13 protein-coding genes are annotated in these 12,603 nt (G+C 74.1%); 8 read left to right on the top strand and 5 right to left on the bottom strand.

All coding sequences use genetic code 11. The annotated features are described in order from the left end of the window. Positions 1-42 precede the first annotated feature (42 nt). From ACWHYA_RS14795 to ACWHYA_RS14770, 6 genes are all read left to right on the top strand, one after another. On the top strand, positions 43-546 hold the full coding sequence (locus ACWHYA_RS14795) for a MarR family winged helix-turn-helix transcriptional regulator (RefSeq protein ID WP_425942824.1): 504 nt from the start codon (positions 43-45) through the stop codon (positions 544-546). Positions 547-687: 141 nt separating this feature from the next. Next, the gene (locus tag ACWHYA_RS14790; protein WP_425942823.1) at positions 688-2,373 is read left to right on the top strand and encodes a ribonuclease J; all 1,686 of its coding nucleotides are present in this window, start codon (positions 688-690) and stop codon (positions 2,371-2,373) included. 44 nt (positions 2,374-2,417) lie between these two features. Continuing rightward, positions 2,418-2,957 (top strand): hypothetical protein, encoded by a 540-nt coding sequence (locus ACWHYA_RS14785; protein ID WP_425942822.1) that lies wholly within the window; start codon positions 2,418-2,420, stop codon positions 2,955-2,957. Next, on the top strand, positions 2,954-3,868 hold the full coding sequence (locus ACWHYA_RS14780) for an ABC transporter ATP-binding protein (RefSeq protein WP_425942821.1): 915 nt from the start codon (positions 2,954-2,956) through the stop codon (positions 3,866-3,868). Before ACWHYA_RS14785 ends, ACWHYA_RS14780 begins: the two co-directional genes overlap by 4 nt. Further along, positions 3,865-5,502: an ABC transporter permease gene (locus ACWHYA_RS14775; protein ID WP_425942820.1), complete on the top strand. Its 1,638-nt coding sequence runs from the start codon at positions 3,865-3,867 to the stop codon at positions 5,500-5,502. The genes ACWHYA_RS14780 and ACWHYA_RS14775 overlap by 4 nt, the downstream gene beginning before the upstream one ends. A gap of 1 nt (position 5,503) precedes the next feature. Then, complete coding sequence (locus ACWHYA_RS14770) at positions 5,504-6,664, top strand: lycopene cyclase family protein (RefSeq protein ID WP_425942819.1); 1,161 nt, start codon at positions 5,504-5,506, stop codon at positions 6,662-6,664. An 83-nt stretch (positions 6,665-6,747) separates the two neighbouring features. Here ACWHYA_RS14770 and ACWHYA_RS14765 read toward each other — a convergent pair whose 3' ends face one another. Together ACWHYA_RS14765 and ctlX are read right to left on the bottom strand one after the other, a co-directional pair. Beyond that, on the bottom strand, positions 6,748-7,395 hold the full coding sequence (locus ACWHYA_RS14765) for a hypothetical protein (protein WP_425942818.1): 648 nt from the start codon (positions 7,393-7,395) through the stop codon (positions 6,748-6,750). A gap of 141 nt (positions 7,396-7,536) precedes the next feature. Beyond that, positions 7,537-8,565, bottom strand: a complete 1,029-nt coding sequence (ctlX, locus tag ACWHYA_RS14760; protein ID WP_425942817.1) for a citrulline utilization hydrolase CtlX — start codon at positions 8,563-8,565, stop codon at positions 7,537-7,539. Between the two features lie 290 nt (positions 8,566-8,855). Between ctlX and ACWHYA_RS14755 the strand changes: the two genes are divergently transcribed. Continuing rightward, on the top strand, positions 8,856-9,290 hold the full coding sequence (locus tag ACWHYA_RS14755; RefSeq protein WP_425942816.1) for a hypothetical protein: 435 nt from the start codon (positions 8,856-8,858) through the stop codon (positions 9,288-9,290). Between the two features lie 52 nt (positions 9,291-9,342). Here ACWHYA_RS14755 and ACWHYA_RS14750 read toward each other — a convergent pair whose 3' ends face one another. Both ACWHYA_RS14750 and ACWHYA_RS14745 read right to left on the bottom strand, forming a co-directional pair. Next, entirely contained in the window at positions 9,343-9,750 is a 408-nt protein-coding gene (locus ACWHYA_RS14750; RefSeq protein WP_425942815.1) for a hypothetical protein, read from the bottom strand. Beyond that, positions 9,747-10,151 (bottom strand): DoxX family protein, encoded by a 405-nt coding sequence (locus ACWHYA_RS14745; RefSeq protein WP_425942814.1) that lies wholly within the window; start codon positions 10,149-10,151, stop codon positions 9,747-9,749. Before ACWHYA_RS14745 ends, ACWHYA_RS14750 begins: the two co-directional genes overlap by 4 nt. A 133-nt stretch (positions 10,152-10,284) precedes the next feature. Here ACWHYA_RS14745 and ACWHYA_RS14740 point away from each other — a divergent pair, with 133 nt between their 5' ends. Continuing rightward, the gene (locus ACWHYA_RS14740) at positions 10,285-11,184 is read left to right on the top strand and encodes an SDR family oxidoreductase (RefSeq protein ID WP_425942813.1); all 900 of its coding nucleotides are present in this window, start codon (positions 10,285-10,287) and stop codon (positions 11,182-11,184) included. Positions 11,185-11,189: 5 nt separating this feature from the next. On the opposite strand, the gene ACWHYA_RS14735 is transcribed toward ACWHYA_RS14740, so the two are convergent. After that, entirely contained in the window at positions 11,190-12,530 is a 1,341-nt protein-coding gene (locus ACWHYA_RS14735) for a T3SS (YopN, CesT) and YbjN peptide-binding chaperone 1 (RefSeq protein WP_425942812.1), read from the bottom strand. Between the last annotated feature and the right edge of the window lie 73 nt (positions 12,531-12,603).

Genomic DNA, 12,603 nt, shown 5'->3' with positions numbered 1-12,603 from the left:
AACGAGGTCCCGCGGAACGTCTGCCCGAAGGAGGAGAGCGCCGTGACGGCATTCGGGACGCCCGGCAACGGCCCGGCGGGTGGGGGCGTCGTTCCGGCAGGCGGTGGCATCAGCACGGACCCGGTGTCGCTGTGGGGCCACGTCATCGAGGGCTTCCAGCGCACCAACCGTCACCTGCACCGCACGGTGGAGCAGGAGCTCTCGCTCACCCCCGCGGAGTCGGAGGCGCTGCTGCGCCTGGGCCGCAGCCCCGACCAGCGGCTGCCGATGGCCGAGCTCGCCGGGCAGGTCGCCTTCAGCACCGGAGGGGTGAGCAAGGTCGCCGACCGGCTGGTGCGCCGCTCGCTGGCACTGCGCGTCCCCAGCGCTGAGGACCGTCGGGTGATCTACCTGACCCTGACCCCCGAGGGTGCGCAGCTCGCGGCGACCCTGCAGGAGCGGGTGCGCGAGGTCGTCCAGGAGACCTTCGTCGACGTGCTCGGGCCGGCCAGGGCCACCGCCGTGGCCGAGGCGATGGCGGTCCTCGCCGAGGGGCGCCCGGGCTGACGGCGCGGACGTGCCGGTTCCGGCGGGGGTATGCCGTGCCCGCCGTGTGACGCGTGGGTCACCTCCGTGGGCGAGTAGGGTCGACCCCAGCACCGGCGCGTGCCGCCGGAGACCCCATACCCCTGATCGACGAGGAGATCCATGAGCCACCCGCACCCCGAACTGGGCGCCCCGCCCTCCCTGCCCCGCAACGGACTGCGCGTGGTGCCGCTGGGAGGCCTGGGCGAGGTCGGCCGCAACATGACCGTCCTGGAGCACCGCGGCAAGCTGCTCGTCATCGACTGCGGCGTCCTCTTCCCCGAGGAGCACCAGCCGGGCGTGGACGTCATCCTGCCTGACTTCTCGATGCTGCGGGACCGCCTGCAGGACATCGTCGGCATCGTGCTGACCCACGGTCACGAGGACCACATCGGGGCGGTGCCCTACCTGCTCAAGGAGCGCAACGACATCCCGGTGATCGGCTCGCGGCTGACCCTGGCCTTCATCGAGGCCAAGCTCAAGGAGCACCGGATCCGTCCCAAGACGATCCAGGTGGCCGAGGGCGACCGGCAGTCGTGGGGGCCCTTCGACTGCGAGTTCATCGCCGTCAACCACTCCATCCCCGACGGGCTGGCGGTCGCGGTGCGCACGGCGGCCGGGCTGCTGCTGCACACTGGTGACTTCAAGATGGACCAGTTCCCCCTCGACGAGCGGCTGACCGACCTGCGCGCGTTCGCACGGCTGGGGGACGAGGGCGTGGACCTGTTCCTCGTCGACTCCACCAACGCCGAGGTGCCCGGGTTCACCACCGCCGAGCGGGACCTGACGCCGGCCATCGAGACCGTCTTCCGCACGGCCCCGGGCCGCATCGTCGTCTCCAGCTTCGCCAGCCACGTCCACCGCATCCAGCAGGTCATGGACGCCGCGCACCAGCACGGGCGCAAGGTCGCCTTCGTCGGCCGTTCGATGGTGCGCAACATGAAGATCGCCCAGGACCTGGGCTACCTGAAGGTGCCCCGCGGGCTGGTCGTGGACGTCAAGAAGCTCGACGACATGCCGGCCGACAAGGTGACGCTGGTCAGCACCGGCTCCCAGGGCGAGCCGATGGCGGCCCTGTCGCGGATGGCCAACCGCGACCACCAGATCCGCATCGGCGAGGGCGACACCGTGCTGCTGGCCAGCTCGCTGATCCCCGGCAACGAGAACGCCGTCTCCCGCGTCATCAACGGGCTGACCCGCTGGGGTGCCAAGGTCGTGCACCAGGGCAACGCCAAGGTGCACGTCTCGGGCCACGCGAGCGCCGGCGAGCTCGTCTACTGCTACAACCTCATCAAGCCGCGCAACGTCCTGCCGGTCCACGGCGAGTGGCGTCACCTGCGGGCCAACGCCGACCTGGCCGTCGCCACCGGGATCGCGCCCGACCGGGTGCCCGTGATCGACGACGGCATGGTGGTCGACCTGGTCGACGGGCGGGTGAAGGTCACCGGCAAGGTGCGGGCGGGCTACGTCTACGTCTCCGCCGGCACGGTCGGCGACGTCACCGACGAGGAGCTGCGCGACCGCGTCACCCTCAGCCGGCAGGGCACCGTGACCGTCGTGGCCCTCGTGGACGCCGAGACCGGCCAGCTGACCGAGCCGCCGGACTTCGTGGGCCGGGGTCTGGGCACCGACGAGACCATCTTCGACGCGGCGGTCCCGGAGATCGAGAAGGCGCTGGCCGCCGCGGCGGCCGAGGGGATCGGCGACCCCGGGGAGCTGGAGAAGCGGATCGGCAGAGCGGTCTCCCGCTGGGCCGAGCGCAAGCACCGGCGCAACCCGCTCGTCATCCCGGTGGTCATCGAGGCCTGAGGCACGTCGGCGGCGGCGGATAGGCTCGGGGCGGAGGTGGATCCATGCTGGTCCGGCTGATCCCGCTGCTGCTGCTCGTCCTCGTCGTCGTCTCCGTCTACCTGCTGCTGCGGCAGGTGCGGTCGGGCGGACCGGGAGGGGCGCCCCGCGGTGCCGCCGGCACACCGGCGGCACCCGGGGTCGACGCCCCGGGCCGGGGTGCGTCGGTGGACCCTGCGCCCGCGGCCGACCCGGCGGCACGCCATACCGACGCGGTGCGTGCTGCCCGCGAGCTGGTCCGGCAGGCGGAGGCCGCCTACGCCCGGGCGGTGGCGCGGGCCCAGGAGCGGCTCACCCTGACCGAGATCCAGGCCGAGCGGGACGCCGACGGTGGCCGCGCTGAGGAGCGGGTGGAGGCGGCCCGCCGCGACCTGGAGGCCGTGCGGGACGACACCGAGGAGCTCGACCGCGCCCGGATGACGCTGGAGGACCTGGAGGGGGCCGGACCGCTGCGGGGAGACCTGCCGTCGGCGCCGCCGGGACCGGAGGACGGCGAGGGCGGGGACGACGGGGGCGACGACGCACGAGGGGGAGGAGCACGATGAGCGAGCAGCTGGTCACGGTCCACGGCCTGCGCAAGCGGTTCGGCGCGGTGCAGGCCCTGGACGGGCTGGACCTGGAGGTCGGACGCGGGGAGGTGCACGGCTTCCTCGGTCCCAACGGCTCGGGCAAGTCGACGACCATCCGCGTCCTGCTGGGGCTGATGCGGGCCGACGGGGGCCGGGTCGAGCTGTTCGGCGGCGACCCGTGGACCGACGCGGTGCGCCTGCACCGGCACCTGGCGTACGTGCCCGGCGACGTGACGCTGTGGCCGGGGCTGACCGGTGGCCAGTGCATCGACATCCTGGCCCGCGCGCACGGGCACGTCGACGAGCGGCGGCGGGCCGAGCTGGTCGAGCGCTTCGACCTGGACCCGACGCGACGCTCCCGCGACTACTCCAAGGGCAACCGGCAGAAGGTCTCCCTCGTGGCCGCCCTGGCGGCGGACGTGGAGCTGCTGGTCCTCGACGAGCCGACGGCCGGCCTGGACCCGCTCATGGAGGAGGTCTTCCAGCAGGTCGTCCACGAGCGGCGCGCCGAGGGCACCACCGTGCTGCTCTCCAGCCACCTCCTCGGGGAGGTCGAGGCGCTGGCCGACCGGGTCTCTATCATCCGGGCCGGCCGCACCGTGACCACGGGCACGCTGACCGAGCTGCGACGGCATACCCACAGCGCGGTGCGGGCGGTGACGGTGCGCGCTCCCGCCCTGGACCGTCTCGAGGGGGTGGCGGACGTGCAGACCGGTACCGACGAGGAGGGCCGGACCGAGCTGCACGCCAGCGCCGAGCCCGACGCGGTCGGTGCCCTGGTGGGGGCGCTGCACGAGGCGGGCATCCACACCCTCACGGTGACCCCGCCCAGCCTCGACGACCTCTTCCTGCAGGCCTACGCGACGCCCGAGGCGGAGCGGGCATGACGGGCACCCACCGCGAGTCCCGGACGGGGGTGCTCGGCCCCGGCACCCAGGGGGTGGGCACGATGGTGCTCGTCGCGCTGCGCACCGGCTGGAAGGCGCTGGCCGTGTGGGTGCTGGCGCTGGTGGGGGTGATGGTGCTCACCGGATCCTCGATCGGCGCCCTGTACGACACCCCGGAGAAGATCCGCGGGTATGCCGAGTCCCTCGGCGGCGACGCGATGGCCGTGCTCAACGGGCGGGTGGCGGGGCTGGACACGCTCGGCGGGGTGTTCGCCAACGAGTTCGGCTTCGTGCTGTCCTTCGGGCTGCCCCTCATGGCGATCGCGCTGACGTCGCGGGCCACCCGGCGCGACGAGGAGGCGGGGCGGCTGGAGCTGCTGCTGGCCGCACGCATCGGCCGGAGGGCGCCGCTGCTGGCCGCGGTGCTCGTGGCCTCCGGGGCGGTGCTGCTCACCGGGCTCGGCTGCGGTGCCGCCATGGCCGCCTTCGGCGCCGACGCGCGGGGGTCGCTGCTCTACGGGCTGGGGATCGCCGCGCTGGGCTTCGTCTTCGTCGGCATCACCGCCGTGGCCGCCCAGGTCGTGGAGCACGGCCGGGCGGTCTGGGGGATCGGGCTGGCGCTGACCGTCCTGCTCTACCTGGTGCGGGGGATCGGTGCGCTGGAGCGCAACGGCCTGGTCTGGCTCTCGCCGCACGGCTGGGTCGACCAGGTGCGCGCCTTCGGCGACGCCCGGGCCTGGCCGCTGCTGCTCGCCCTCGGCGTGGGGGTGGCGCTCGTCGCCCTGGCGTTCTGGCTCCTGGACCGGCGCGACGTGGGCAGCGCGCTCGTGCGGCCGCGGAGGTCCGCACCCCGGGCCTCGGCCGCGCTGCGCACCCCCCTGGGGCTGGCCGTCCGCCAGCACCGGGGCGCGGTGATCGGCTGGGCGGTCGTCGGGGCCGCGCTGATGGCGGTCTACGGCTCGCTCGCGCAGGCCGTCATCGACGTCATCACCGAGAACCGGGCCCTCGGCGGCTTCCTGGGCGCGGACGTCGAGGCCGCGGCCGAGGTGGTCCTGCGCACGGTCATGTCGACCTTCGTCATGATGCTGGCGATGCTGGTGGCCGCCTTCGTCGTCGCCGGGGTCGGGACGCTGCGCAAGGAGGAGGAGAGCGGTCGCCTCGAGGTCGGCCTCTCCTCGCAGCGGTCCCGGGGATCCTGGCTGGGGGTCCACCTGCTCGTCGTCCTGGCCGGGGCGCTCGTCGTCGGGCTCGTGGGGGCGCTGGCGCTGGGCAGCACGACCGCGGCCTCGCTGGGGGAGGACGCCTGGGTGGGCGACGTCCTGGCCGGTGCCGCCGCCCAGGCGCCGGCGGTCCTGATCTTCGCCGGTGTGGCCGTCGCGCTCTTCGGGTGGCGCCCGCGCGCCCACGCCCTCGGCTGGGCGGCCCTGGCGATGGCGGCCCTGCTGGCCTACCTCGGACCGGGCTTCGACCTGCCGGACGTGCTGCTGGACGCCTCGCCGTTCCTGGCGGTGGGGCAGGACGTCGTGGGCGACGGTGCGTCCAGCACCGGTGTCCTGGTCCTGCTGGTGCTCAGCGCCCTGCTCGTGGCGGCCGGGTTCCTGGGCTTCCGTCGTCGAGACGTCCCGGTGGCCTGAGGTGGCCGGGCACGACGTCGCCGTGGTCGGCCTGGGCCCCGCCGGCCGGTCGCTGGCCTCGCGCTGCTGCGCCGACGGCCTGTCCGTGCTCGTCGTGGACCCGCGCCCGGACGCGGTCTGGACCCCCACCTACGGCATCTGGGCCGACGAGCTGGGCGACCTGCCGCCCTCGGCGGTCCGGGCCCGCGCCGCCGTGCCGGAGATCAGGGTGCACGGCGAGCACCCGATGGACCGGGAGTACGTCGTCCTGGACAACGCCGCCGTCCAGGCCGCCCGGCCCCTCGAGGGGGCCGAGGTGCGCCGGGCGCGGCTCACCGACGCGCAGGTGGCTGCGCTGCGCTCCGAGGCCCGGGTGGTCGTCGACGCCCGTGGAGCCCGGCCCGACGGCGCCGTGCCGGACGACCCCTCGCCGGCGCAGACGGCCTACGGCATCGTCGTGCCCGCCGCCGAGGCCGAGCCCGCCCTGCAGGGCGCCGAGGCGCTGCTCATGGACTGGCGCACCGACTGGACCGACGACCCGCGGCCCTCCGCCACGCCGACCTTCCTCTACGCGATCCCGCTGGGGCAGGGAGAGGTGCTGCTGGAGGAGACGTGCCTGGCGGCGGCGCCCGGGATGCCGGTCGCCGAGCTGCGCGGGCGGCTGCGGCACCGCCTGCTCTCGCGCGGCGTGGATCCCCGGGTGGTCGAGGAGCCCCAGGGCCGCGAGATCGTCCGGATCCCGATGCGCGGACGCGACCGCCCGGCGCCCGAGGGGACGGTCGCCGTCGGGGTCGCGGGGCGCGGTGGGAACCTGGTGACCGGCTACTCGGTGGCGCACTCGCTCGCCCGCGCGGACGGGCTGGCACGAGCGGTGGCGGACGGGATGCTGACCGAGGCGGACCCGCCCGGTCCGGCGGACGTGCTGCGCGAGGCCGGCCTGCGCGCGCTCCTGCGCCTGGACACGGCGGGCACGCTGGACCTCTTCGAGGCCTTCGGTCGTCTTCCCCGGGAGCAGCAGCGCGACTTCATGTCCCGCGACTCCCGCACCGCAGGCCTGGCCCGGGCGATGTGGGGGATGTTCGGAGGTATGCCGTGGGGCGCCCGCACTGAGCTGGTGCGGGCCACCCTCGGGCCGGGGCGGGTGCGCCCGGTGGAGGGTGCTCCTGCGCGAGGACCCGCGTAGGCGCACGGGTCGGACGCGTGGGGCGGTCCTCCCGGGCCACCCTGTGGTGACCCGGGAGGGCTGTCGCCCGGGTGAGGGGGTGTTCAGTTGGCGATGCCGCCGCAGAGGGCGGGGATGGTGGCCTCGAGCGGGGCCGCGGGGGTGAGCGAGGAGGGGCCGGCCCCGAAGTCGTAGGTGCCGTCGCCGTTGATGTCGATGCCGTGCACGACGACCTGGGCGGTGTCGGCGTTCGCCCACGCGGTCGCGTCGTCGAAGGTGCGGGTGTAGCTGATCCGCCCCGCGGCGTCGGCGACCGGGAAGCGGTCGAGCGCGAGGGCGCTGGCGCTTGTCGTGTCGCCGGAGGTGGTGAGCGAGGCGAGGATGCCGCCGTAGAACGGAATGCCGTCGACCACGCTGACGATGCCGTCGCCGTTGTCGGCGCCCGGGCCGGGGCAGCCCATGTCGACGCCGTCGGTCACGCCGTGCAGGTGCATCGCGTGCGGCAGGCCGGGTGCGAGGCCGGAGGCCTGCACCTTCACCTGGACCTTGCCGTTGGGCAGGGCGGTGATGCGGGTGGAGCCGGAGCCCTGGCTGTTCGCGACCGTGTCGGCCTGCACCGGGGCGAGCTCGTAGGCGTAGGTGGCGACCTGCGCGGAGGGGTTCTTGTCGTGCGCGGCGGTGGCGGTCCCGGCGATCCCGACCGAGGCGATCGCGGCGGCGACTGCGGCGGCGCTGATGGTGCGTGTCCTCATGATGGCTCCTTCGTGGCGTTCCGACGACCCGGTGTCGTCGAGGTGCCAGGGGTTCGGAGCCGGCTGCCCGGTCGGATTGGACCGTGCGCGGCGGCGCACGGCCGGGGCACTCGACCGTGGGGGGGAGAGCGCGACCCGCGCCTACGCCATACCCTCCGCGACGTCCTGGCCGTCCGCGGTGTGCGGGTGCTCGTCGATGGCTTCCGCGGTCGCTGTCGGCACGCCGCCCTCGGCGGGGCGGGGGTCGAGGTGGACGCCGGCGATCATGCAGCGCACGGAGCCGCCGGCCAGCTCGATCGTGGGCACGTCCACGGCGACGATCTCGCAGCAGCGCTCGATCTCCGCGACCTGGTCGGGGCGCAGGCTGCGGCGGGCGCTGCCCGACATCGTCATGACGTAGCGCTTGCTGCCGTCGGGCCGGCGGCCGCACAGCTCGACGGCGTTGCCGGCGAAGTGGCGCACCTGCTCCTCGGTGATCTCCACGACCCGTCGGCCGTTGACCGAGAGCCGCTCGCGCACCTCCTCGCGGCGCTGCTCGTCGGGGATCATGCCCAGCGCGACGAGCGCGACGTCGGTGCCGATGCAGGCGATGACGTTGGTGTGGTAGACCGGCACCCCGCCCGCGTCGACGGCCTCGAAGGCCATCGGCTCGTAGCGGAAGTCGGTGCAGAACCGTTCCAGGACGTTGGTGTCGGCGCGGTGGCTGACGGCGGTGTAGGCCACCCGCGAGATGTGGTCGAGCACCATCGCGCCGGTGCCCTCGAGGAAGATGCCGTCCGGCTCCAGGCCGGAGTAGTCGATGATCGTCTGCACCCGGTAGGTGGACTTGAGCATCTCCAGCACGTCGCCGCGCCGTTCGTGGCGGCGGTTGGAGGCGTACATCGGGTAGACCGCGACGTAGCCACCCTGGTGCGTGGAGAGCCAGTTGTTGGGGAAGACGCTGTCTGGCCGGGTGTGGTCGTCGTCGTCGAAGACGTGCACGCGCACGCCGACGTCGCGCAGCGCCTGGGCGAGGGCGTCCATCTCCGCGAGGGCCTGCGCGGAGGTCTCCTCGGTGGGCTGCCCCGCGGGAATGACGTGCTGGAAGGCGTTGTCGGCCGCGGTCGCCGGGTTGGGGACGAACTTCGTCGCGCGGACCAGGATGACGGACGAGGGGGCCTGTGCACTCACGAGCAGAATGTAGACGATGGCGCGGTGCAGGGACGCATCCGTGCGCCTCGGCAGCAGGACCTCGGGCGGGACGTCGCTCCTCGACCCGGACATGCACGGGCGCAGGTGTCTGGTCCGCCATGGAGCCGTGCTGCCCCCGTCTCGCCCGGCCCCGGTCTTACGGGCCGCGACGTGCTGCCTGATCCCGCTGTGCCCGTTGTGATCTCGCCGACACTTCGGCGCTCAGGGGACGGTCCAGGACTAGCGTGGGAGGCGAGGCCGACGACGACCTCGCGACGAAGGAGTCAGCCATGAGGAGCACAAGAGTCAGGGCGAGTGCAGCTGCGGTCGGGGCGGCGGCGATGCTGCTCACGGTCGGTGTCGCGGGGGCGGCGTCGGGAGCCCCGAGCACGTGGTTGCCGGACGCGGAGATCTGGTGCGAGGGTGCGACGGAGGGCAGCCGTTGGGTGGCGATCCCGCCCGCCGACAGCCTGTGGATCGAGGACGGGCCCTACGCCGGCCACTACGTCATCCTCACCAGTGCGCACTACTTCGCTCCGGGGTACGTCGAGGAGCCGTCGGAGGACCTGTACGTCGAGGACGAGCTGCTGGAGGCTCGGACCATCGGCACGAAGAAGGGGCTCGAGGCACGCGCCGTCTCCTGCGACTTCGTCTCCCGGTTCACCACCCCCGAGGGGACCTTCTCGGTCGTCGGTCCGCTGAGGATCGCCAAGGTCTCCGGCTGAACCGCCTGCGGCGGGGCTGACCCAGGTCGCCCCGCCGGAACCCTCTCCTGCGTCAGCGCGACCTGAGGCGGTGGGCTCCGGCGAGAACCATCGAGATGCCGCTGGCGAGGTTGGCCGCGATGGCGGCCCGGGCCGCGCCCGTGGCGGGACGTCGTCCCCAGGTCACCGGCTCGATGGCGGTGCCGACGAGGACCATGGCTCCGACGGTGGCGACCGTCCGCGCGGGCCCGGGTCCGTCGCCCGTCGCCCGCCACGCGGACCAGGTCGCGACGGCCGGCATCGGCCACGGTGCCGCGACGCCGGCGCCCCAGCCCGCGGCCAGCTGTGCCACGACGCTGCCCGGAGCGCGCAGACCCAGCGGCTCTCCGGGGACGGCCGGGTGGCGGGCGGCGACCACGCTCGCCGCAGCGGTGCTGAGGGCGAAGATCCCCGACGTCGCCAGCAGCAGCCTGTCGGTCACGGGCGGGACCGCCGGTCGCGTGCGAACCACCCTCCGCCGAAGAGCGCCCACAGCACCAGGACGGGCTGGAAGAACAGGCGCACCAGACGCTTGCGGTCGGTGTCGAGGCCGAACGCGTCGGTCCCCTCGACGTACTGGGCGACGTTGCCGGGGAAGATGACGACGAAGAAGGCGGCGAGCAGGGCCCCCACGAGCCGCTTCCTGCGCGGCAGGACGAGAAAGGACGCACCCAGGGCGATCTCGGCGACGCCGGACCCCAGCACCGTGAGGTCCTCGTCCAGGGGGAACCAGTCCGGCACCTGAGCCTGGAACTCCTGCCGCTGGGTGGTCAGGTGGCCCACGCCGGCCCCCACCATGGCCAGGCCGAGGCCGATGCGGGCGACCGTGCGGAGCAGCGACATGCAGCCAGCCTACGCCGACGGGGCACGTCCGCGGCCCGTCAGGAGTAGCGTCGGTCCCGGGACGACACGGGTGTCGACCGACCCGGCCGACGGTCGCCCTCGGGGGTCGCGGAGGCGGCCGTGAGGAGGAGCCATGTTCCTGGTCTGCGGTGCCACCGGTGATCTGGGGGGACGCGTCGTGCGGCGTCTGGTGGCGGACGGTCGGCAGGTCCGGGTGCTGGTTCGCCCCACGAGCGACGCCGGTGCGCTGGAGGCGCTGGGCGTCGAGGTCGTCCCCGGTGACCTGCGCGACCCGGCCAGCCTGGTCCCGGCGATGGCCGGTGTCCACACCGTGGTCTCGACCGCCAACACCCTCGCCCGGATCCTCGCGGGGGACAAGGGGCTGTCCGTGCGCGACGTCGACGTGGAGGGCAACCAGCACCTCGTGCGGGCGGCCGAGGAGGCCGGCGTGCGGCGGTTCGTCTACCTCTCCGCCGCCGGTTTCGACCAGGGCGCGGGCGCGCGCGCCCCGTTCGTGGCGGCCAAGCGGGCCACCGAGCGGGCGCTGCGGCAGACGTCGATGGAGACCGTCCTCGTCCGGCCCGACATGTTCCAGGAGGTGTGGCTCTCGCCCACCGGCGGGATCGACCCGCAGAAGGGCAGGGCCACGATCTACGGAAAGGGAAACGCGGCCCACCGGTACGTCGCCGTCGACGACGTGGCGGCCCTCGTCGCCCACCTGGCCGTGGCCGACACCGTGCCCCCTGAGGTGGAGTTCGGCGGGCCCGAGGCGATCACCCCCAACGAGGCGGTGGCGGCGTTCGAACGGGCCACGGGCCGCTCGTTCACCGTTCGGCACGTGCCCCGGCCCGTGCTCGCCGTGGCCAGCAGGCTGCTGGCCCGGCCCAGGCCGGCGCTCGCCTCGGTCATGGGGATGTCGCTGCACTCGGACACCCACCCCAGTACCTGCGACGACCGCCCGCTGCGCGAGGCGGGGATCGATCCGAGGTCGGTCACGGCCTACGTCGAGGAGACCGCGGCGTCGACGGTCTGAGCCGCCTACCCCTCGCTCTGCCCGAACGTCACCACGTGCCGCAGCGCCGCCCGCAGGTCGCGCACGGTCGACTGCCATCCGTGCAGCTCGCCGGTGGCCACCCGGGCCTCCTCGACGTCGCCGGCGGCGCGCGCCTCGTCGACCGACTCCCGCCACGAGATCGTCTGCTCCTCGGCGATCCGGATGAACCGCAGGATGAGCGACCGGTCGTGGTGGCACACGTCGGCGACCAGCGCCGGCTCGAGGCGCTCCTGACCCTCGGGGTCCAGGTTGAGCAGGGTCAGCAGCTCCACGGGGAGCTCGCCGTCATCGCCGTCCTCGCGACCCCCGTCCTCCCCGCCCTCCCCGGACGGCACGTCCCCCGCTCCGTCGCCGGACGACTCGTCCCCGGCAGGGACGGGCTCGGCCCCTCCGGGCCCCTTGCCGGTCATCACGTCGATCCAGCGCCGTCCCTGCACGCGCAGCGCCAGGGCGTCGTCGAGGCGGTCCAGCTCCCGGCCCATGAGCTCGATCATCCCGACGAGATGCCGCGGGACGAACGGCAGGCTGGGGATGGCCACGCTCGCCACTACCTGACGACCCACGAGGTGGAACTTGGCGAAGACCGACTCCCGGTTGAGGATGCCGACCTCGCGGCGGGCGGCGTCCAGGTCGGCGACGTCCTGCACGAGGATGGCGAAGATGCTCACGACCGGCTGCGCGTCGGCGGTGCGGACGTAGACCAGCGTGGTCCCGAAGACGATCGGGACGTCACCGTCCGCGTCGCGCCGGGGCGGGTGCCCCATGGTCGCGTGCAGGGTCGTCTCGACCGCCTGCCGCAGCTCGGCCGGGGTGGTGACCCGCACCGGTTCGTCCAGGTCGATCTGCGGGCGTTCCTGCGCCTGGTCGGGATCCGGCGGGGTGATGGTGAGGGTCCCGGCGTCGAGAAAGGCCGGGTGCGGCGCGCCCACCACCTGCCGGAGGGTGTCGGACACGACCGCCGCGAGGAGGTGGGCGTGGGTGCGGGGGAGCTCGACGAGGTATGCCGTGCCCCGGACGCCGTGGTCCTCACCCTCGTGCTCCGCCGCCGACGGGGAGGACGGGACGGCGGGCTCCTCGTGCCACCCCAGCGCGAGCAGGTGGCGGTGGTGCTCCTCGTCCAGCGGCGGACGGTCGCCAGGGGTCCGCAGCTCGGCGCGCAGGACGTCACCGTCGGGCCTCACCTCCAGGACGGGCGCGCTCTCGGACCCGGCGCCGTAGGGGGTGATGCGCAACGGCTCGGCGGTCGTCGCGAGGTGCGCGGCGAGCCGCGTGAGGAACCCCGCCCACCCGACCTCGGTGGCGCGGTCCAGGTCGAACTCGTCCATGCCCCGACCCTAGTGGGCGGAAGGGCCCGCGGGTTCGGGCGTGGACGGTCGGGGGACCCCTTCCCTGCGGATC

This window comes from Ornithinimicrobium carbonis, from assembly GCF_977012275.1.
Note: the sequence above shows the minus strand (reverse complement) of the source record. Positions and strands in the feature narration are given on the sequence as shown.